A 21139-nucleotide genomic window follows, 5' to 3' on the forward strand; every position below is an offset into this window, starting at 1 on the left:
CATCGACTTGCCGGTGGCCCGAACACATTGCCTTTGTTTCCTAGATCACCCTGGTTAGACTGCTGTTACAGCCATGGTAACGGAGCCACGCCCGATGCCTGTCATTGCCTATAGCTACATCCGGTACGCTCGCCCGGAGCAGATGCCGGGCGACAAGTTCAGACGACTGTCCGAGCGGACGATCGAGATCTGCGAGAAGAACGGCTGGATGCTGGACGACACGCTCACGATCAGCGACCTCGGTGTCCCAGCGTCCCGGTCGGGGGACTCAACGCAGGGGGCACTGGGCTCCTTCTTGGGCGAGATCAGGGCGGGGACAGTGCCCGCCGGGAGCGTCCTGATCGTCGAGCACCTCGATGGCCTTTCACGGGACAAGATCAACGGCACACTTGAGATGTTTCGTGAAATCCTTAACTCTGGAGTTACTCTCTATACGCTCATTCCAGATCGACACCATACACGGCAGAGCGTGGAGGACATCGCTTCGCTCCTGGAGCCGATCCTCGCCATGAGCCGGGCGAATGAGGAGAGCGCCCTGAGGAGCGACCGGCTGAAGCGATCCTGGAAGGAGAAGAGGGATCGGATCAAGTCCGGCGAGGTCCTGAGCGGCAGGCTCCCCGCCTGGATCTCGCCGGAGGACGGCAAGCTCCGCATCAACGAACACGGCGACAGGGTCAGGGAGCTAGTACGACTCCTGCTGAAGGGTCACGGGACGACGGCGATCTGCAAGAGGTGGAATGCCGAAGGCGTGCCGACCATAGGGAGATCCCAGCACTGGACCAGGTCATACATCCAGAAAATCACCCACAGTCGTGCGCTAATTGGCGAATATCAACCCCATGTGATTCAGGGGGGAAAGCGGATACCGGCCGGCGATCCGATCCCGGATTACTACCCGGCGCTCGTCGACGAGGCGACCTTCTACGAGATCCAGGGGCTGCTGGAGAAGAGGAAGACCAGCCGAGGAAGAACAGGATCGAAGATAGTTAACCTTTTCACGGGTTATGTGTACACGCAGGACGGCTTCCCGGCGACCCTCGTCCAGAAGGGATCGAAGGGCCGCAAACACCGACTCGTCTCCTCGGGAGCCCTCCGGGCCTGCGAGGGGGCGATGCCGTACCGGTCCTTCGACTATGCCCTGATCGAACGGGCGATCCTGACGTTCTTCCGGAGAGTCCGGGTCGACGACCTGTTCCCTCCGACCGATGGCTCGTCGGACGAGTTGCAGAGGCTTGCCGGGAGGCATGAGACCATCCGGGCGCAGGTTGCTCGGCTCGAAAGCAAGCTGGAGACGGAGGGCGACCTGGAGCCGCTGCGGAGGGCAATTCGGAAGCTCGAAGACGAGCGTCGGCAGGCGCAGAGAGATCTCGATGAACAGCGGGCAAGGCTGAACACCCCCAGGGCGGAACACCTCGATGAGACGCAATCCCTATTGCGCCTCCTGGACACTGCGAAGGAAGGCCAGGTGGGCGACATCCGCCGACAGATAAGGAACCGCCTTCGGCAACTGATCGACGAGATATGGCTCAACATCAACGACCAGGATTACGGCAGGACCTGCCTGATCCACTTCTATACGTCCGACGGAGAACGGCAGTGCATCCTCATCAATCACATTGGTCAATTATTTGAATACGTCCTCTACAACGAGGAGATTGCTGTTCTTGGCGAGGAAAGCCACAAGACGGGCAAGGGCTGGGTGCTGCCCCCAGACAACGCCGCCGGGTTCTTGGCGGACTTCCGGCGTGAGAAACAGTCGGCTCTAAAGCGGTGAGAGGACCGTCGGCTGCCTAATTGTGTGCGGACGAGCGCCATGCTTTCGTCGCCGACTATCACACGGTCCTAGCCCCCGCCGCCTGGGGCGATGATGGCGAGTGGCAACGATTCCGACTGGCAAGGTGCAGGAGTTAATAATGGTCATTGATATTGCCGATCGATGATCTTAGGAAACACGTCTAGTGGTCGTCCGCTATTGAGTTGCCGGGTATAGTCGGTGCAGTTTGATCCGGGCATCCGCCGTGGTGAACTGCCACCGAATGCCCACCATCCGCTCGTTGCGGTCCTCCTCCCACGCCGCGACCTCCCGCTTCAGTTCCTCGCTCGACCCGATCCGCCGGTCCAGGCACTGCCTCGCCAGCACCGACAGCTCGATCTCCGCCATGTTCAGCCAACTCCCGTGCTTCGGCGTGTGGTGGATCTCCAACTTCCCGGCGATCCGACGGGCCCGCTCCGGCGGGAACGCCTCGTACAGCGAGGCGATCTTGTGCGTGTTCAGGTTGTCCATCACCAGCACGACCTTCTCCGCCTCCTCGTGCACCTCCTCCACCAGCCAACGCACCACCTCGGCGAAGTCCAACGCCGTCCGACGCTCGGTGACGTGGACCGCACGCCACCCCAGCAGCGGCATCGTCACCATGAACAGGTTGGCCGTCCCGTTGCGGACGTATTCGTGATCGAACCGCTCGAGCCGCCCTGGCGCTGCCGGGATCGGCACGACCGTCTCGCCGATCAGTTGCTTGCTCGCCTCGTCGAGGCAGACCAGCGGTCGCGTCTCGTCGTAGGGCCGGTGGTAGACCTCCAGCACGTCCTCCATCGCCGCCACGAACTCGGCGTTCGCCTCCGGCGGGATGCACCACTGCTGCTTCAGATGCGGCCTCAGTTCGCTTTTTTCAAAGAGCGGCGCACCGTCTCGTCGGAGATCGAGGGGACGATCTCCAACTCGACGAGCTTGTCGGCCAGCAATCGCATCGTCCAGGCCTTGCGGCCGTCGGGGGGCTCCGAGCAGGCCAGGGCGATCAACTTCGCCTCGGCCCGGCCGTCGAGGGCCCGCTGGCGGCTGGGACGGGCCTGCGTCTTGCGGACCAGGGCGGCCTCCAGGCCCTGCTCGACGAACCGCTGGCGGACCCGCTCGATGGTGGCGACAGAGACCTCGACGGCCTCGGCGATGCGGTCGTCGGGCCAGGCGGGCCCGCCCTCGGCGGCATCAGCCTTGAGGAGGATGCGGGCATGGGCCAGTTTCAGAGCGGAGGCCTTGCCGGCGGAGATGAGATCGAGGAGGGCCTGGCGTTCGTCGGCGGTGAGCGTCACGATGTACTTCTTCATGTCGATGCTCCTGAAGCGGTTAGGGCTCCAGGAGAACCGATTGCAGCCCATCCCTCAAGTCGTCAGTGGCCGACCACTAGCCAACCGAGCCCTCAATCCGTATTATCCTCTCGCCGGGCACGAGCCCGGCAAAAAATGGGAACCAAAGGGGTGATCTTGCTCACATCGTCAGCCTCTTCGCCACACACCGGAGACCATTAATCAGTAGTTTCCCCGAATCACTCCACCCCATCTCCGGCGGTGCGTAGCGTCTCCCCGCTACCCGCACCGTGAGGTGGCTCGGTCGGCCCCGGATTTCCCGCCTCGAACGCCCGTCGGCGTCGGATCGCTACCCGCCGACCCCGCCGACCCCGCCGACCCCGCCGCACGACCGCCTCGAACCGTCCTCCCGCCCTTCTCCCAGCCATTCCGACAGGAGCCGCCGGATTTCCGGGCCGTGCCGTCGCAGCAGTCGTTCGACATCGAGCACGCTCGGCCGGTCCTTCTTGCGGTTCCACGGCGGCCGGAACCACCAGCCCACCTCGCCGGCCGCCTCCAGCCGGAACTGGGCCAGCCGCAGCAGGCTCATCGTCACCCACTGGGCCTGGCTCGTCCGCTCGATCGGCTTCCTCGTCCAGGCCCGGCACTGCTCCCATCCCAACCGCTGCTTTAGGTCTCGAAATCCGTCCTCCTGCCGGAAGCGGGCGGCGAACAACTCGACCATCTGAAGCCCGGTCAACTCCACGGCCGAGGTGACCAGGGCGAACCGCTTCTTGTACCCCTCGACGCAGGCGACGACCGCCTTGATGGGCACCCCATGGCCGGCCACCCGCCACCGGCCGACGACCTCCTTCCAGCGGACCCGCCGCCGCCGGCCGTAGACCAGGGCGTGCCCCTCGTGCCACGGCCCGGACCACCGGCCGCCCCGGCGGGGCGGCTCCAGCTTCTTGCCCCACTTCGGCATCGGCCCCCGCTGCCCCTCGCGGCGTCCGGTCGGCGGCGGGGCGTGCAGCCGGGCGTCGTGCCGCAGCCGGGTCAGGAACTCGATGCGGGGCGAGTCGCCCTCGGGCGTGACCAGCGGCCGGATCACGCTCTTCAGGGCGTAGCCGCCGTCGAAGACGGCCAGGTGCCGCCCGCCGGTGATCCGGGCCTGCTCCCGGATCAGTTCCACGGCCAGTTCGCACTTCGTGCGGAAGCCCACCTTCGGCCCGACGAACCCCGACCGGGCCGGCAGTTGCGACTTGCGGAAGTAGAGCCGTCCCGAGACCGGCAGGAACCAGGCGGGCCGACCGGGCTCATCGAGCAAGGCCCCGAGCACGACCCAGTTATGGGCCCGGACGGTGGCGGCCCGGTTGGGGCAGCGGGCGGTGTACTCGTGGAACGTGCAGGTTCCCCAGACGTGCTTGCCCGAGCGGTGGACCTTGGTGTCATCGACCGCCGGGGCGTGATAGCCGTGCCAGGTGCGGCCGGGGGCCTGCTCGACGAGCCGGGTCAGGCTGCGGGTGACGGCCCCGGCATCCCAGGCCCCGTACTCGGCGAAGCGTTCCATCGCCCGCCAGTCGGCCGGCCGGTCGAGGGCCAGGACCGACTGCGTGACGGTATGCTCCTCGACGTTGAGGGCCAGGCCGGTGACCCACTCGACGAAGCGGCGGTGTCCGGGCCGGTTGAAGGCCCAGGCGAAGCGGGCGAGCAGTGCTTGCCAGATCGACCAGAGCAGCGTAGCGTCGGTCATCGGGGCATCTCCTGGTGCGGGACCGGATGAGGTGGTGATCAACCCATCAAGGTCCGATCGGGAGATGCCCCGCTCAAGATGCAACAGGAGGCCGGTAGGAGTGCAGGTTTTCGGGGAAACTACTGTCTAGAAGGGCAGCAAGAGTTGCCGACCAGAACGGGGCGCCGAGTCGAATTCGAGTGAAGACACGGTTACGCCAAGCAACCGGATCCCCTGACTGGTCGGGAATAGCGGCTCGGTGAGCGCGAAGACGAGTCCCTCGAGTATGGCCCGCGATGCAACCGGATCATCGATGGTCCGACTGCGGGTGATCTGCCGGAAGTCGGAGAATTTGACCTTGAGCGTCGCCGTCCGGCCCCGGATCGTCGAACTCTCGCAGTAGGACCAGACCTTGTTGATTAGCGGCTCGAGGACCGCGCGGGCCTCCTCGGGCGTGAAGATGTCGGCTCCGAACGTCGCCTCCGCGCCGATGGACTTGCGGACGCGATCGGCAGAGACGGGACGCTCGTCGATGCCCCGAGCCAGCCAGTAGTAGTAGGGGCCTACCTTGCCGAAATGTTCCTGGAGGTACGACAACGATCGGGCCTTCAGGTCGCTGCCGGTGTAGATCCCGAGCCCCTCCATCTTCGACTGCGTCGCGGGGCCGATCCCGTGGAACTTCCCCACCGGCAGGGCTTCGACATAGGCAGGCCCCATCCCCGGCGTGATGACGAACAGGCCGTCGGGCTTGTCCTCGTCCGATGCCATCTTCGCCAGGAACTTGTTGTAGGAGACCCCGGCCGACGCGGTCAGCCCCGTCTCGACGCGGATCCTGGCCCGGATCTTCTCGGCGATCTCGGTGGCCGAGGCCATGGATTTCAGGTTCTCGGTGACGTCGAGATAGGCCTCGTCGAGCGAGAGGGGCTCGATGAGCGGCGTGTACTCGGCGAAGATCGAGCGGATCTGGTGCGACACGGAGCGGTAGACGTCGAACCGCGGCTTCACGAAGATCAGCCCGGGGCACTTCCGCCTCGCCGTGACCGACGGCATGGCGGACCGGACGCCGAAACGTCGGGCCTCATAACTCGCGGCCGCCACGACTCCCCGCTCTCGCGAGCCGCCGACCGCGATGGGCTGACCGCGGAGCTCGGGATGATCACGCTGCTCGACGGACGCATAGAAGGCGTCCATATCGACGTGAATGACCTTTCGCGGCTGATCCGGCCCGACCACGCTCGCGTCCTCGGACTCAATGACCTCGATCCGGTCTTACTGGCTATCCGGTAATCGGGCCACCTCGTAAACTCTTGCTCGATCAGGAGGTCCGCACCACACGCCGACGACGGAGCATGCCCCGCTGCGGAAGCCCTACCCCTCCGACCTCACCGACGAGCAGTGGGCCCTCATCGAGCCGCTGATCCCCGCCTACGAGGTCGGTCGGCCCCGGGAGGTCGACATGCGGGAGGTGCTCGACGCCGTCCTCTACCTCAACCGCTCGGGCTGCCAGTGGGACATGCTGCCGCACGACCTGCCGCCCAAGAGCACCGTCTACGACCACTTCGCCCGCTGGCGGGACGACGGGACGTGGCAGCGGATCATGGACACCCTGCGGCAGCGGGTCTGGGCCGAGGCCGGCCGTGAGCCGAGCCCGAGTGCCGGGAGCATCGACAGCCAGACGGTCAAGGGCACGGAGGTCGGCGGCGAGCGGGGCTACGACGGCGGCAAGAAGCTCTCGGGGGTGAAGCGGCATATCATCGTGGATACGCTGGGGTTGCTGCTGGTGGTCGTCGTCTCGGCGGCCTCGGCCGACGACGGGACGTATGCCCCCGAGGTGCTGGGCGAGTTGACCGCCGAGCACCGCAGCCGGCTGGAGTTGGTGTGGGCCGACTCGAAGTACCACAACCACCGCCTGGAGTCGTGGCTGGCGGAGGAGGAAGTCGGCTACCGGATCGAGGTGGTGAGCCGGCCGCCCGGCTCGAAGGGGTTCGTGAAGTTGCCGAGGCGTTGGGTGGTGGAGCGGACCTTCGCCTGGCTGGGGCGCTACCGGCGGCACAGCTGGGACTACGAGTGGTATCCCGAGTCGAGCGAGTCGATGATCCGCATCAGTTCGATCCATCGGATGCTCAGGCTCTTGAAGCCGGATTGGTCCAGCCGGCAGGCACCGTTCAAGTACCGGAAAGTGCAGGAATAATTACCGGACAGCCAGTTAGTCTCTCGATCGGGCTGCCACCGGAAGGCTCACTTTCGGCGGTAGTGGCCTCTCGAAATTCTACCGCACAAATGACCACTCGCGCACAAAAGTCCCGAGGCGCCGCGGAATCGCCTTGGCGCCCGCGGGGGGTTGAACTGCTAATCGGGTCTGCAACGGTCGTTGAGGCGGCCCAAGGCACCATCACCCGGGCATGCCCCCCGCGGGGATCACGGCTCCGGCCAGAGGGCGTTGAGGGATTCCACGGTCCGATCGACGAGCACCTGGCCCCCTTCCGGGCCGACGAGGGCGCTCTCCACGATGGCGCTGTAGCCCCCGCCTCGGGTGGCCTGGGCCGTCGGGACGTACGAGCCGGGGCCGGCGAGCTGGATGAGGAAGGTCTGAAGCGCCCGGCTCCGGGCCTTGATCCGGATGCCGAACTCGGTGAACAGCTCGAAGTCGTTCGTCGCGATCGCGACGTCCCCCAGCCGGATCGCGTGCAGCTCCATCGGATACGGCCCGACGTCCCCGGACTGCTGGCGCTCGAACCTCGACACGACGTCGCCGTGCCAGACGACCAGCCGGCGGTTGCGAGGATCCTCCGACAGCGACTCGACCTTCGCGCGGGCCTCGGCGGCCTCGGCCTCGGTGACCTCCCGGGCGGGCAGCTCGATCGTCGCGACGGTGTGGGTGAGGACCGGATCGGAATGCTGCTCCCGGCGGGCCCCCTCGTACGCCTCGTCCCAGGCGGCGACGAGGCGCATCGAGAGTTCCTCCAGGCGGGTCAGGCCGCGGAGGGCCCGCATGCGTTCCTCGGCGCGCTCGCGATACATGAGGTGGGGGGACTGGTCTCCGGCCGCGCCGGTCCAACCCAGCACGAGCAGATCCTCCCCGTGGCGTGAGCAGAGCGTCTCGCGGACGTCGTGCCAGAAGTCGGCGTTGATGGACGAGCGTCCCACGACCTCCTGGGCGGACAGGCGACGTTGATCGCCGTGGCGAGGAGGTCACCGTCTGAGTCCCAGAAGAAGAGGACCTCGACGCCGTGGTCCTCGGGGCCCTCGATACCTCGGAAGTCGGGGCGATCGGTCGGGCCGTACATCTGGGCCCGGCCGTCGGCGTACACCGACCGGCGATTCTGGCCCAGGACGGCGTGCCCGAGCCCCCAGCCGACCCGCCCCGGCGTGCGTTCTTCCCAGGCCCGGATGACGGCGTCGGCGACCCGAACCGACAGGAACTCGGCGTACTCGGACGGCGGCATGACGCCCGCCTCGGGGATCGCATAGTCCCCCTCCGCCGTGACGGGCGCGGTGTGGGTGTGGGTGGCGCTGAGCACCAGCTTGCAGGGATCGACGTCGGGTAGGCGTTCACCGACGAGTTGCCGGACCCGTTCGAGGACCGCGGCCTCGATCGCGACGAGGTCGCATGAGACGAGGATGGCATGATCGAGGGCCCGGTCGCCCTCTCGTGATTCCAGGGCGAGAGCGGTGGCCGTGACCGGGCTCTCGACACGCTGGGAAATGCGGGTCTGCATCTGGCCGGCGAGGGCGGCGGGACGGTCGGGGGTGATGCTCACGGTGGCCCCGCCGATATGCAGGTCGGCGGCCGGGCATGAGGCGTTCGGTGCGAGCGTCGAGAGGACGGCGAGGAGGCCGAAGATCGACGACAGCCTCGGCGGTCTGGCGAGCGGCATGGCCGGGTTGCTCCTGGTACAGTTGCCGGGGAGGGAGGTTCGCCTGGAGAGCTGGGGGCCTCCGCCTCAGTCATGTTCGGCTGAGTCTCAGACGGACCTCAGGGCGAGGCTAGTGGGCCGTCAATCTTCAATTGACGGGTAAAGCTTCCGCAGCTTCCGGCGAGCGGCGGCCAGTGTGAAGGTCCAGTGGATTCGGGCTCTCCTCACATTCCGCCGGTGTTCCCAGGCCGCCACCTCCGCCGCCAGCTTGGCCGGACCCTCCAGCCGGCGATCCAGGCATTGCTGGTTCATGACGCTGATCTCCGTCTCGGCCATGTTCAGCCAACTGCCGTGCTTGGGTGTGTAGTGGAACTCGATCCGGTCCAGGAGCCGACGTGCCACCTCCGGCGAGAACGCCTCGTAGGGGCTCGCCCCGTCGTGCGTATTCAAGTTGTCCTGCACCAGCAGGACCTTCTCCGCTCGGGGGTAGTGCACCTCCACCAGGTCCCGGATGCAGCCGGCGTAGTCCCGCCGGGTCCGGCGTCCGGTCACCTTGACATGACGCCAGCCCCGCAGCGGCTCGCACATCATCAACTGGTGGCAGACGCCCTCCCGCTCGTACTCGTAGTCCACCTGAGCCGGTCGGCCCGAGCGGCACCGCCTGGGTGGCCGCACCTCGCCGAAGAGTTGCTTGCACGCCTCGTCGAAGCAGGCGACCGGGAACCTCGGGTCGTAGGGCCGCAGGTGGACCTGGATCACGTCCTCCATCCGCCAGACGTACTCGGCGTCGGCCTCGGGCGGGATGCACCGGGTCTCGACGATTCAGGGCTTGATGTCGTTCTTTTGAGAGCCTGGCGGACGGTCTCGGTGCTGATCGACTCGGCCAGGCCCAGGACGACCAGTTCGTCGGCCAGCAGTTGCGGCGTCCAGTGGCATCGGCCCTGCGGCGGATCGCTGCACGCCAGTCGGACCAACCGCTGCTCGATGTCCCCCTTGATCTTGATCTTGTCCGGTCGTGGCGGCTGGGGACCCCGACTGATGGCCGCCTGAACGCCGTCGATGACGAACCGCTGACGGACCCGGGCGATGGTTCGTAGGCTGACCCCAAGTGCGTCGGCGATCCGCTCATCCGAGTGCTCTTGGCCGGCTCTGGTATCGGCCAGGAGGAGGATACGGGCATGGGCCAGCTTGCGGGCGGCAGCCTTGCCGGTGGAGACCAGGTGCTGCAACTCAGCCCGCTCCTCCTCGGTCAGGGTGACCCGGTACTTGTCCATCGCGATGCTCCTGGTTCATGAGGTTCGTGCCTTCGCCAAACCTCATCAAGGCAGGACCCTACGCTACCGGTCAAATGAAGATTGACGGCCCACTAGCGCGTTTCGGATTGCGGGATGCAGGGTCTCGGCGAGCTCGCGATGGCCGAGGGGGTTGGGGTGGCAGCCGTCGGTCGTCCATTCGGCCAGGTCCTGGCCGTCGGCACGGGCCGCGGTCCAGCGGGAGAAATGGTCCACCAGCGGGACGCCACATTCGGCCGCGACCTCGCGGCAGGCGTCCATGAAGGGAGTGAGACGGGCGTTGGGGGATTCGCCGAGGCCGTTGACCGGAGCATTGTCGGCCCAGCGGGGCTCGGTCATCAGGATCGGCGTGATGCCGCGTCTGCGAAGGGCGGCGACGATCGCGCGGAGGTTTGCCGCGTAGTCCTCCCGCGAGATCCGGCTCGAGTTCGAGCCGGGATCGACGTAGCTGTCGTTCGTGCCGTACATGACGGTGACGACCCGAGGGCGGAGCTCGACGACGGCGTCGAGCCGCTCGAGGGCCTGGTCGGTGCGCTCGCCGCCGATGCCGAGGTTGACGACCTCGGCGGCGATGCCGTCGGCCTCAAGGGCGCGCTCAGCCAGGGCGGCGAACGTGTCCTCCGGGCGGACGCCGGGGCGGACGCCCCTGGTGATCGAGTCGCCGAGGGCCACCACGCGAGCGGCCCGAGGGGCGGGATCATCGGCCGTCGCGGAGGGTCCGGAGCCGATCAACCCGAGGGTGATGAGCAGGCCACAGAGCCGGGGTCCAGTGCCCGAGAGATCCGCCATCGTTCACCACTGATCGATAACGATCGGAAGTCATTGTGATCCCAGATCGGTCACGGATTCGACGCCGTGCGGTCGCGCATCGCGAGCTCGGCGATCTCCTCCGGTGAGATCGCTCGGGAGTACAGGCGGAGGTCGCTGAGGCGGCCGCGGAAATGGTCGTACGCCCCGAAACCGATCCGGAGCGGGGCCTGGTTGGTCAGGTCAAGGGGCGGCGACGCCGGGGCGGAGGAGGACGACGCAACCTCATCCCCGTCGACGTGGAGCGAGAGCCGCCCTCCCTCGCGGACGGCCGCCAGGTGACGCCATCCCGGCGAGAGCGGGCGGTCGAGGGTCACGCTCTGCCCGGCCTCCAGGGCATGGACACGTCCGGAGGGGAGCGTGCCGCAAAAGAGGCGGCCGTCGAAGACGGCCATCGACCACGCGCGGCGGTAACGCACGTCGGGGGTCCGATCGAGCCGGCCGGTCGGGGTCCAGCGGCTGCCTTCGTCGAGACGGTAGACCTCCGCCAGGGGGAGCGTGCCGGCGTAGAGCTTGCCGTTGTGGAGTGCCATCCCCATGACTTCCTTCTCCTCGCCGAGCCGGCCGGCCGTGACCCAGCGATCGCCGTCATCGAGTCGGAAGACCCGGCCGTTCGGCCAGGTGCCGACGTGCAACGCGCCCTGGGAAATCTCGAACGAATAGGTCTGGCCGGAGTCCTCCAGGTCGGGGAAGGCCTGCCAGGCCTCGCCGTCGAACCGGCAGACGGAGCAGGAGTCATACGAACCCGCATAGAGATGCCCGTTGAAGACGCCCATCGGGACGACGCGGCGGCCGTCGGCGGGCAGGGGGCATCGCTGCCAGGCGTCGCCCCCGAGGTGGCGGAAGAAGCCGGCGGGGCGGTAGAGCGACGAGGCGTAGAGCTCGCCTCGGAAGACGGCAAGGCCGCCCAAGGCCTCGACGTCGGGCAAGCGGCCGCAGTCGGTCCAGGAGCCGTCGCCGTCGTATCGGGCGACCTTGCCGCCGAGGTTCTCGTTCGGCGACTCGGGCAGGGACGAGCCGGCCAGCCGGTATCGGCCCGTGCCGGCGTAGAGCCGGCCGTCGAAGGTCGCCAGCGACGTGACGGCGTTGCAGCGGTCGGGGCTGCCGCAGTCGACCCAGCGCGAGCCGCCGTCGAACCGATAGACGTGCCCGACCCCGTCCGGCCCGGCCTCGCAGGTACCGACGAACAGGTGGCCGTCGTGGACCGCCATCGCCATCACGAAGACGGCGTTGCCCGGCCGGCCGCAGTCGGTCCAGGCCGGCTCGGTGCCGGCGTCGATCCCGAAATGGACGTTGCGCTCGTTGGACTGGCTGTTCGTCGCCCCCGCACCGCTTTTGATGCACCAATTCAGGCCGCGGCGGGCGACGGGGTCGTACTGGCTCACCAGGTCGCCGAGGACGTCGTCGAGCGACTCCTCGGTGTAGACCCAGGCGGCGAGCGTGAAGTCGCCCCGGCCGAGATCGAGCCCGGGGCTCGGGGGGACCTCGACATACGACGATTTCCCGTCGAATCCCGCCGCACCGCGGGCGGCACCGTCGGGGCCGGATACGGAGAGGTCGACGGCGACGGCCCGGCCGTGGTGACCATGGCCCGAGGTGTCGTTCACGCCGCCGGAGAATGTCCAGTGGCCGACCAGGCCGCGGTCCTCCGAGCGAGCGGGCAGGGTGGCGAGGGCCGCGGCCAGCAAGAGGGTCCACCGCATGGAATGTCCCCGGATTCCTGGTGAGGTTTGATCCGTTCCTGACATTCTAACGAGTGACGGGTCTCAGAACCACATGACACGAGGCGGCCCCGGAACCCGTCCTGCACCGTGGAGAGGATAACCGTATCCGGCAAGGGAATCGAGCGGCCGGGCGCGGGAGGATAAGAAGCCCTGACAAAACCGTGTGGCATGGAGTTTGCGCCCTGGTGCTGTTTTCCTCCGAACCGAAGGAGACACCACCATGGCGAGCGCCCACATGCCGGACGAGTTCTTCGATCTGGTTGCCCACCACCTGCCGCCGGAACCGGCCATCGGCCCCTACGGCGGGCGTCCGCCGATCGGGCACCGGGTCGCCCTGCGTGTCATCTGGTTCGTCCTGGCCACCGGCAATCGCTGGGAGGATGTCCCGCAGGAACTCGGCTGCTCAGGTCGCACCGCCCATCGCCGGCTGCGGGCCTGGGAGGAGGCCGGCATCTGGGACCGCCTCCATGCCGACCTGCTGAGGCTGCTCCGCAAGGCTGGCAAGCTGGAGACCGACACGGTGGTCGTCGACGGCGTGACGGTGCGGGCCTCCGGCGGCGGCGAGGCGACCGGCCCGAGCCCCGTCGACCGCAGCAGGAAGGGCACGAAGCACACGGTGATGGTCAGTCGCACCGGAGTGCCGCTGGCGATCCGCACCGCCGGGGCCAACGAGAGCGACCACCGCCAGATCATCCCGCTGGTGCTCGACTTCCCGAGCGTCGCCGGCAAACCGGGCAGGCCGAAGCAGTTGCCGGATGACCTGTATGCCGACCGGGGCTACGACAGCGAGGGGACGAGGGCGTTACTGCGTTGGATGGGCATCGAGCCGCACATCGCCAAGCGTCGGACACCGCACGGCAGCGGGCTGGGCAAGGTCCGCTGGGTGGTGGAGCGGACGATCGGCTGGATCAAGGGCCTGCGGCGGATGCGGGTGCGGTACGACCGGCTGGGGGTGATCCAGGACGCCTGGACGACCCTGGCGGCCTGTGTCATCTGCTTCCGTATCCTCCACCAGGATGTGATGTGATTCACCCGGTTTTGTCAGGGCTTCTAAGAGGGATGGCGGGGCACCGAGGGCCTTCGCACCCCTTCTGGTCAGCACGTCGGGAAGCCGTCATCCGCTGCGTCGATCCCATGGCTCCCGGCCGAGGGCGGGTAATCGAGGGGCCCTTCTTCTCGAGCAAAAGGCCTGGTAGATTGACCAATGTTGTTCCCCATCCGGAAACGGAGTGTCGATCCATGCCGGGCGAGATTCCCCTGAGACGACCGACCCCGCGACCGAATGGGTGCTCCGCCTCGGCCGCATGGCCGTGGCTCCTCGTCGCAATGCTCGCGATCGGGCTGGGATCGGCCCGGGCCGATGAGGCGGAGGCGACCTGGTGTGTCGGCGTGGCCCGGGTCGTGATCACCCCGGAGACGGGAGTCTGGCTCGCCGGCTACGGCACGAAGCGTCCGCCCGACGGCACGATCCACGACCTCTGGGCGAAGGCCATCGCTATGTAGGACGCGACAGGCCGACGCGCGGTACTCGTCACGAGCGACTTCCAGGGCATCCCCAGGAGTGTGAGCGACCGGGTCTTCGAGCGGCTCCGGGCCGAGCTCGGCCTGGAGCGACGCCAGGTCATGCTGACGTTCTCGCATAATCACTGCGGGCCCCGACTGGGGGACGACTTTGTCGACTATTACCCGGTCGAGCCCGAACAGGCCGCGCTGGTCGACGAGTACTCCGACCTCGTGGTGGAGAAGCTGGACTGCCTCGTCGGCGATTCGCTCGCGGCCCTCGCACCGGCAACCATCCGAGTCGGCACGGGGCGGGCGACGATCGCCGTGAACCGCCGCAACAACCGGGAGGCGGAGGTCCCCCAGCTCATCGAGCGAGGCGAGCCGCTGGCCGGGCCGGTGGACCACGACGTGCCGGTGCTCACAGCCACGCGGCCCGACGGCGGCCTGGCGGCCGTGCTCTTCGGCTACGCCTGCCACCCGACGACGCTCAGCTTCACGACCTGGTGCAACGATTACCTCGGCTTCTCCCAGCTCGAGCTGGAGCAGGCCCACCCCGGGGCGTTGGCGATGTTCGTGAACACCTGCGGGGGCGACCAGAACCCGCTGCCTCGCCGCACTGTCGAGCTCTGCCGCCTGTACGGCCACCGTCTCGCCTCGGCGGTCGAGGGGGCGATGGACGGCCCCTTGCGGCCGATCCGGCCGGAGGTGCGGACCGCCTTCGCCCTCGTCGAGTTGCCGTACCTGAAGGTCGTCACCCGCGAGGTGCTCGAGGATCGGGTGGACGACGCCAACCCGATCCTCGCCCGGTGGTCCGCCCGCATGCTCCGGCGCCTGGAGGCCGGGGAAGCCTTCGCGCCGTCGAATCCGTATCCGGTCCACGCCTGGAGGCTCGGGGACGACACGCTCGTCCTCGGCCTGGGCGCCGAGGCGGTCGTCGATTACGCCCTCCGCTTCAAGCGGGAATACGGGCCGCAGACTTGGGTCTGCGGGTATGTGGACGACATGATCGCGTACATCCCCTCCCGGCGGGTCTGGGAGGAAGGGGGATACGAGGGCGGCTCGTACCTCTACGAGTATGGCCGGCCGGCGTTCCGCTGGGCGGGCGACGTCGAGGACCGGATCGCCGCGACGGTGGACCGGCTCGTGGAACAAGTCCGCGGGGCGACTCGCGTCGAGCGGGGGCCGCAGGAGGGAGCGAAGCCATGACCCCGATGTTCCCACGATCGTCCGCCACCGCCGAGCCCCTGCCAAATTGAGCCAGGGCCTCCCGCGGCCGTCCCGATCATTGCCGCTCCGGGGAAGTCACGCCGATCGTCTCCTGTCAGACCGATGCCCACGTGTCTGGTCCCTGGTCGGTCGGATGCCGGGACCTCGTTCTTTACTTCCGCGTACTCCGCCATCCGCATGGCCTGCACCAACGCCCCTCCCCCGACCGGGGGAGAGTCGGCCTTCGGAACCGGCGGAACCGGCCCGGATCGCAACCCGCAACGCCGCCGATAACCGTCCGAGACAGCCTGGACGTTGCCGGGGCAACATACGGAACGAGGCGGCCTCGTTGCGCCATCGGTCCGAAACACCGGGCATAAGACCGAGCGGCCTTTCGCCCGGCTCGGCCGAATTCGCAGTCCGAGAACACGCCGCGAGGCGACGACGTCCGGCGCCAGGCATCGTCAGGGTCACCCTGACCCCCCGACCTTTCGGGCAATCCCATCGCCGGCCGTCGCGAAATAGGCCAGCGCCGCCCGATAGGCCTGCTCGACCGTGCGGAACTCCGCGGGGTCGCCGCCCGCGTCCGGGTGCGAGGCCCGGGCCCGTCGGCGGTACGCGGCCTTGATGGAGTCGATCGAGCAGGGGAACCGGACGCCGAGCAAGTCGCACCAGGCGTGCTTCGCCGTCAGGGCCGCCTCCACGTCGCGGATGCCGTCCTCCTCGCTGGCATAGAAGGTCATGCCGCGATGCGCGGGGCCGCAGCGGAACCTCCCCTCCGCCCGCAGCGTGGCCCGATCGACGGCCAGCGTACGCACCTTCGGGGCCTCCTCCGGCGATCCCCCGGCTCGTCCCGCCCGACGAGCCCATTCGTCCTCGTCGAAGGGATCGCACTCGACGTGGATCTTCCGGGCGGTATGCCTGGCGATCCGATGCCGGGTCACCGCGACATGCCCGATCGCGTCGGGCGGCTCTCGCTCGGTCGCGCAATAGAGGAAGGCGAGACGGGGCGACCCCTCGTGCCGCTTCAGCCGACCACCAGGGCGGCCGAAGCGAGCCCTGGGCCTGGTGTCGACGCGGCCCACGACTCCTCGCTTCGTGCCCGGCACGTGGGCCGCGATGCCGCCGCGACGCTTGTAGCCGGAGGCCCACCTGGCGGGCAGTCGCTTCAACCCGGGGCCGAGCCGCTCGGCGGCCTTGAGCTCGGCCCGGTCGGCGGACGCCTCATAGCCGGTGGCCAGGGCGGGCGAGAGGGCTCGGGCCTCGGCCTCGCTCTCCCACGCGGCCCAGAACCAGCGTCCGATCCCGACCGAGCAGCATGCGAAGACCGGGGCCTCTCTGGTTTCCTCACTCGTCACGGTCGGCATGCCTCCGGGAGGGGGATCGTCGCCGTTTCCATTATGGGACCCCTCGCGGCCGACATCGATAGCCCGTGACCGGCACGTCGGGTCGGCGTGCGATCCGCGGCCTTCGGCAAAGCCGCTCGGTTCGCAACTCTCCCACGCCGGATTTCTTGAGCGCACTGGTCCGGCCCCGGTCGATTTCTCATTTTTGGATTCGATGAGCAGGCGCGGGGACGGGCCCCGCGAGCCGGTGGGGCCCGGGGCGGCGACGGAGCCGATGAGATGCTGACGACCCTCAGGACGGCGGCCGAGGGCTACCTCCGCGCCAAGGCCCTCTCGCGAGGGACCCGCAACGAGTACCTCACGACCCTCCGGAAGTGGGAGGAGTGGGGCGCCGGCACGCCGATCGAGCAGCTCCAGCGCAGGGACATCCGCGAGTTCCTCGACCGGGTCCACGAGCAGGCCGTCAGGGATCGGGGGACCAACCCCGGCCGCACGGCCAACAAGGCCCGCGAGCACCTCCGCGCCATCCTCTCCTGGGCCTGGGAGCAGGAGCTGATCGAGGCGCCCCCGCGGTTCCCCGGCCCCAGGGACCAGCGCGACGTGGCCGGCCGCCACTACCTGACCAAGGCCGAGATCAACGCCCTCTACTTCGCCACCTACAAGATGGGGCGGCCGCGGGGCTGGGACGCCGCGTACCCGGTCGGCCGGTACTGGCGTGCCGCCCTGGTCGTGTTCTTCAACTACGGCGTGGACACCGGGACCGTCTGGCGGTCCACGCCGGCCCACGAGCCGATCCTCAGGCGGCACGTCATCTGGGACCGGCGATCGCCGGACCGAGAGGCGAAGGAGCAGTCGCCCTGGGGCTGGCTCTTCTACCGCCGGGTGAAGACCGGCAAGGCGTTCTACCGGCCGATGAACCGAGTGGTGCACGCGCACCTGCGCGGCCTGATGCCGGACGACTCGCAGCCCGAAGCGCCCGTGTTCCTCGGCGGCGGGGCCCGGCCCAACGCCCGCTTCCAGGCCCTGTGCGAGCATGCCGGCATCAAGCCGAGGCTGGACGTCGAGACCGGCCGGGAGGAGCCCTGGGAGCTGAAGGACCTGAGGAAGACGTGCGCGACGTACCACGACGAGCACGTGCCGGAGTCGTCGGTGGAGATCCTCGGCCACTCGGTCGGCGGGATCACCTATCGCCACTACGCGCACCGGGCCCCGCTGGCGTTCCGGGCGATCATGACGCTGCCGCAGCCGAGTGCGTTCTCGACCATCCTGAGGGGGAAGGACAGCGAGTGCACGTGCTGCCGGCGGCGGTTCGCCGACGCCGCCTGACGCGGCCGACCACACCGAAGCAGGCTGCGCCAGTGATTGTCCGTCTAGCGAACCTCACCCAAGGCATGTCAATTCGAGTTCTGCGTAGTCTGCCCCCAAAGGTGCAGGCCGCCGCAAATCCAAATAGATGGATGATAATATCGGAGCACGCCCCTCCTCTTCTCTCTTGCTCTTCCTCGTCGCCCGTAGCTCTCGGCTCGGGACATCGAGGCACTCTTCGAGTCTCGTGCCCGCTTCACCGATGCCGTCGGGGGGTTCCGGGGTATCATGGCCCAAGATCGGATGAATCGAGAGGGGATGGTCGCCGGGACGGGAGTGACAGCGATGCAGGGATCGACGAGCCGGGCCGGATCGGCGTTCGTTGGTGGTTGGTTCCTCGCCCTCCTCTCGACTCTGGGCGGCCTCACGTCCCTCGAAGCGCGTCATCTCTATGCGCCTGGCGAGGGTCGGTCAACCGAAGGGGGCGGGCCCGTCTCCGCCGACGGCGCGTTGTCGTTCCCTCCCCGCCTCCCCGGGGGGAAAGACGTGGTGACGGACACCTCCGAGGCCTTCCTCCGCCCGCCCGCCTCGCTCAGGAGCGAGGTCGAAGTCGCCGAGACGCCCCCCACCGTCGACCTCCTGTACTATCCCGGGCAGGATTACCCGGGGCAGCCGTGGTCGGGCTGGGGCGATGGCCTGGCGACGCGGGGGAAGTACTACTCCTCGATCGGCGACCATCTGACCATCGGCATGAAGGGGGACGGCTCGCACGGGACCGGGACGGCGCGAGTCTTCGAGTATGACCCCAGGGCGAAGCGATTCCGCATGCTGGTGGACGTCGCCCGGGTCTTCGACCTGCCGGAGGGCCACTACACGCCGGGCAAGATCCACAGCCGCCTGGACCTGGGACGCGACGGCCGGCTCTACTTCTCGACCCACCGCGGCTCCCCGCGGTCGGCCATCGATCGGTACCGCTACCGGGGCGACTGGATCATCCGGTGCGATCCGGAGGGCGGGCGGGCGGAGGTGGTCGCCCACGGGCCGGTCCCGGGGCACAGCATCCCCTGCGGCGTCCTCGACCCGGCCCGGATGATCTTCTACGGCGGGACGGCGGCCGGCCCGGACGTCGATCGCCAGGGCATCCGCTTCTTCGCCTACGACGTGGCCCGCGATCGCCTACTCTATGCCGGCCCCGACGGCCCCTCACGGGCGATGATCTTCGCCGCGTCGACCGGCCGGGTCTACTGGGTGCCGAACACGGACGAGGGCCCGCTGATGCGATTCGATCCCGAGTCGGGAGGGCCGCCGGTGGAGGTCGGCGGCCGGATCGGGGTGCGGGCGGCCACGGGGGAGACGCCGGGGGGCCGCGTCTATACCGCCTCGTCGGGGCAAGGGGCCGCCGATGCGGACCTCTGGTCGTTCGACACGGAGACGGAGGCGACGGCGAGGATCGGGACGGTGGCGGTGGGGACGCAATCGTATGTCGCCTCGCTCGATGCCGACCCGACCGGGAGGTATGTCTACTACATCCCCGGCGCGCACGGCGGCAGCGAACGGGACGGCAGCCCGGTGGTGCAATTCGACGTCGAGACGGGTCGGAAGAGGGTGCTCGCGTTCCTGGACCCGTTCTACCAGGAGCGATACGGCCTGAGGCTGAAGGGCAGCTACGGTTCGGCGCTCTCGGCCGATGGGGAGAGGCTCTACGTGACGTGGAACGTCAGCCGGGGCGGGAGGGCGTGGGACAGCTGCGCCCTGACGGTGATCCACATCCCCGAGGCGGAACGCCGCCCGTAGCAGCCAAGGGGAGAGGCGAATCCCTCGGAAAATCCTAAGATCAATTCTGGATATCGTCGGTGATCGTGCGCCTCTTGCCCTCAAATACACACCATGGAACAATGCTATGAAAAGGCTCTGCAGTGTGTAGTGGGTCCTGACCTGCGCCGGCCGCATTTCATTTTGCATCAGTCCTACCGGTGCCACGGACGTATGGCTATCCTGCTATGCTGACCGACGAAATGTTCGTCACCCCCCTTCAAATCCATCCGATAGATCAGTACTGGCATCCGGTCCGGCCCGGACCTGTTGTAGTAGGAGTGGCTCGCGGGCTCGCAGATCATGGAGCAGGCCACCATGCCCAGCTCGTCGGGCACCGATGGCCCCGGATGCCAGTCTCGACCAGATACCAGATCCCCCGGCGATCCAGGGCGCAGGAGGCCGGCGCAGCCCCGCTCATCAGAGGGCCGCGAAGAAGCTCCCCGGTAACGATCGCCACGGAGACGAAGCGTGGCCGTTGGGAGAGGGGCGGATATGATGGGGGAGCGAGGACTTCCAACGAAGGCCATCGAGAACGAGATACGAGGTGATTCATGCTCGTTGCAAGCCGACGCGCGTTCCTGGCCGGGGCGGGAGCCGGGCTGCTGATGGCCGCGGCGGGCCCGAGGTCGGAGCCGGACCGACTCCTGATCGACACCCACCTCGAGGTCTGGGACCTCGACCCGAAGTTCCCGTTCGGCCACCCCGAGCGGCCCGACCTGCGGCCGGAGGTCGCCGCGCCGATCGAGAACCAGGTCGCGCAGATGCGCGACTACGGCCTGGACTTCGCCGTGCTCGTCAACCCGCGCTACTACAGCTGGGACAACTCCTACATCGCCGACTGCCTCCGCCGCCACCCGACTCGCTTCGTCGCCCACGGCCTGATCGACCCGGAGGATCCCCGCGTCGCCGATCGCCTCCGGCACTGGGTCGTCGAGCACGGCTTCCAGGGCATGCGGTTCAGCCCGATCTACCACCCCGACTCCACCTGGCTGAACTCCGAGGCCCACTATCCGCTGTGGCGTGAGGCCGAGCGGCTCGGCGCCGTCTTCAACTTCTACATCCTGCCGCACCAGATGCCGATGCTCGCCGACATGGCCGCGCGCTTCCCCGGCGTGAAGATCGTGGTCGACCACCTGGGCAAGCCCGACCTCCGCCTTCGCGACCCCTGGCCCGAGTTCCGCAAGATGTTCGCCCTGGAGAAGTACCCGCAGGTCTGGATCAGCGCGTCGGAGCCCTACGAGCTGTCGCTGACCAAGCGGTACCCGTACCGCGACACGATCCCGTTATTCCGGGCGGTCTACGAGGAGTTCGGCGGCCGTCGGCTGATCTGGGGGACGGGCTACCCCCGCCCGCGGTGGGAGCTGCCCATGGAGAAGGAACTCGAGTTCGTTGACGAGGTGCTCGACTTCTACACCCCTGAGGACCGCGAGCGGCTGCTGGGGAGGAACGCCCTGGACATCTGGACGTTCCCAACCTGACCGCGCCGAGGCCG

18 protein-coding genes are annotated in these 21139 nt (G+C 68.1%); 9 read left to right on the forward strand and 9 right to left on the reverse strand.

Translation table 11 applies throughout. From position 1 onward, the window contains the following. Nucleotides 1–94: 94 nt before the first annotated feature. Nucleotides 95–1774: a recombinase family protein gene (locus ElP_RS19995; protein WP_197446196.1), complete on the forward strand. Its 1680-nt coding sequence runs from the start codon at nucleotides 95–97 to the stop codon at nucleotides 1772–1774. A 195-nt stretch (nucleotides 1775–1969) separates the two neighbouring features. Here ElP_RS19995 and ElP_RS20000 read toward each other — a convergent pair. From ElP_RS20000 to dinB, 3 genes are all read right to left on the reverse strand, one after another. After that, nucleotides 1970–3102 (reverse strand): IS630 family transposase gene (locus ElP_RS20000; RefSeq protein ID WP_145268065.1). Its coding sequence is split into 2 segments (ribosomal slippage): nucleotides 1970–2664 and nucleotides 2664–3102, totalling 1134 coding nucleotides; the frame shifts between segments, so codons are not numbered across the junction. Between the two features lie 328 nt (nucleotides 3103–3430). Further along, nucleotides 3431–4813: an IS701 family transposase gene (locus tag ElP_RS20005; RefSeq protein ID WP_145272280.1), complete on the reverse strand. Its 1383-nt coding sequence runs from the start codon at nucleotides 4811–4813 to the stop codon at nucleotides 3431–3433. A gap of 126 nt (nucleotides 4814–4939) precedes the next feature. Beyond that, complete coding sequence (gene dinB / locus ElP_RS20010) at nucleotides 4940–5983, reverse strand: DNA polymerase IV (protein ID WP_231749846.1); 1044 nt, start codon at nucleotides 5981–5983, stop codon at nucleotides 4940–4942. Here dinB and ElP_RS40720 point away from each other — a divergent pair. Next, nucleotides 5945–6079 (forward strand): hypothetical protein, encoded by a 135-nt coding sequence (locus ElP_RS40720; protein WP_261344464.1) that lies wholly within the window; start codon nucleotides 5945–5947, stop codon nucleotides 6077–6079. The two genes, dinB and ElP_RS40720, sit on opposite strands and share 39 nt — an antisense overlap. 70 nt (nucleotides 6080–6149) lie before the next feature. Further along, a complete protein-coding gene (locus ElP_RS20015; protein WP_145272284.1) occupies nucleotides 6150–6983 on the forward strand; it encodes an IS5 family transposase in 834 nt (277 codons plus the stop codon). A 227-nt stretch (nucleotides 6984–7210) separates the two neighbouring features. Here the strand turns inward: ElP_RS20015 and ElP_RS39820 are convergent, their stop codons facing one another. From ElP_RS39820 to ElP_RS20035, 5 genes are all read right to left on the reverse strand, one after another. Further along, entirely contained in the window at nucleotides 7211–7786 is a 576-nt protein-coding gene (locus tag ElP_RS39820; RefSeq protein WP_231749192.1) for a hypothetical protein, read from the reverse strand. Next, a complete protein-coding gene (locus tag ElP_RS39825) occupies nucleotides 7765–8670 on the reverse strand; it encodes a hypothetical protein (protein WP_231749193.1) in 906 nt (301 codons plus the stop codon). Before ElP_RS39825 ends, ElP_RS39820 begins: the two co-directional genes overlap by 22 nt. Nucleotides 8671–8790: 120 nt before the next feature. After that, nucleotides 8791–9923, reverse strand: a protein-coding gene (locus ElP_RS20025; RefSeq protein WP_390834708.1) for an IS630 family transposase whose coding sequence is annotated in 2 segments (ribosomal slippage) — nucleotides 8791–9464 and nucleotides 9464–9923 — 1134 coding nt in all. Because the reading frame shifts where the segments join, the coding sequence is not laid out codon by codon here. A gap of 63 nt (nucleotides 9924–9986) precedes the next feature. After that, the gene (locus ElP_RS20030) at nucleotides 9987–10730 is read right to left on the reverse strand and encodes an SGNH/GDSL hydrolase family protein (RefSeq protein WP_145272286.1); all 744 of its coding nucleotides are present in this window, start codon (nucleotides 10728–10730) and stop codon (nucleotides 9987–9989) included. A gap of 50 nt (nucleotides 10731–10780) precedes the next feature. Beyond that, nucleotides 10781–12451 carry a LamG domain-containing protein gene (locus ElP_RS20035; protein WP_145272288.1) on the reverse strand — a complete coding sequence of 557 codons (1671 nt, stop codon included), beginning with the start codon at nucleotides 12449–12451 and terminating at the stop codon, nucleotides 10781–10783. Between the two features lie 241 nt (nucleotides 12452–12692). Here ElP_RS20035 and ElP_RS20040 point away from each other — a divergent pair, with 241 nt between their 5' ends. The 3 genes from ElP_RS20040 to ElP_RS20045 all read left to right on the forward strand — a co-directional run bounded on the left by ElP_RS20040 (nucleotide 12693) and on the right by ElP_RS20045 (nucleotide 15181). Further along, on the forward strand, nucleotides 12693–13499 hold the full coding sequence (locus ElP_RS20040) for an IS5 family transposase (RefSeq protein ID WP_145269653.1): 807 nt from the start codon (nucleotides 12693–12695) through the stop codon (nucleotides 13497–13499). 299 nt (nucleotides 13500–13798) lie between these two features. After that, nucleotides 13799–13975, forward strand: coding sequence for a hypothetical protein (locus ElP_RS38380; RefSeq protein ID WP_197446197.1), 177 nt, complete (start codon nucleotides 13799–13801; stop codon nucleotides 13973–13975). Nucleotides 13976–14035: 60 nt separating this feature from the next. Further along, on the forward strand, nucleotides 14036–15181 hold the full coding sequence (locus tag ElP_RS20045) for a hypothetical protein (RefSeq protein ID WP_197446198.1): 1146 nt from the start codon (nucleotides 14036–14038) through the stop codon (nucleotides 15179–15181). 470 nt (nucleotides 15182–15651) lie between these two features. Here ElP_RS20045 and ElP_RS20050 read toward each other — a convergent pair whose 3' ends face one another. Then, complete coding sequence (locus ElP_RS20050) at nucleotides 15652–16539, reverse strand: hypothetical protein (RefSeq protein ID WP_145272289.1); 888 nt, start codon at nucleotides 16537–16539, stop codon at nucleotides 15652–15654. Nucleotides 16540–16806: 267 nt separating this feature from the next. Here ElP_RS20050 and ElP_RS20055 point away from each other — a divergent pair, with 267 nt between their 5' ends. The 3 genes from ElP_RS20055 (at nucleotide 16807) to ElP_RS20065 (ending at nucleotide 21125) form a co-directional block, all read left to right on the forward strand. Beyond that, nucleotides 16807–17853, forward strand: a complete 1047-nt coding sequence (locus tag ElP_RS20055; protein ID WP_145272291.1) for a tyrosine-type recombinase/integrase — start codon at nucleotides 16807–16809, stop codon at nucleotides 17851–17853. Nucleotides 17854–18381: 528 nt separating this feature from the next. Next, nucleotides 18382–19626: a YncE family protein gene (locus ElP_RS20060; RefSeq protein WP_145272293.1), complete on the forward strand. Its 1245-nt coding sequence runs from the start codon at nucleotides 18382–18384 to the stop codon at nucleotides 19624–19626. A 572-nt stretch (nucleotides 19627–20198) separates the two neighbouring features. Further along, nucleotides 20199–21125: an amidohydrolase family protein gene (locus ElP_RS20065; protein WP_145272295.1), complete on the forward strand. Its 927-nt coding sequence runs from the start codon at nucleotides 20199–20201 to the stop codon at nucleotides 21123–21125. Nucleotides 21126–21139 lie beyond the last annotated feature (14 nt).

Origin of the sequence: Tautonia plasticadhaerens (assembly GCF_007752535.1) — a bacterium.
Taxonomy (GTDB): Bacteria; Planctomycetota; Planctomycetia; order Isosphaerales; family Isosphaeraceae; genus Tautonia; species Tautonia plasticadhaerens.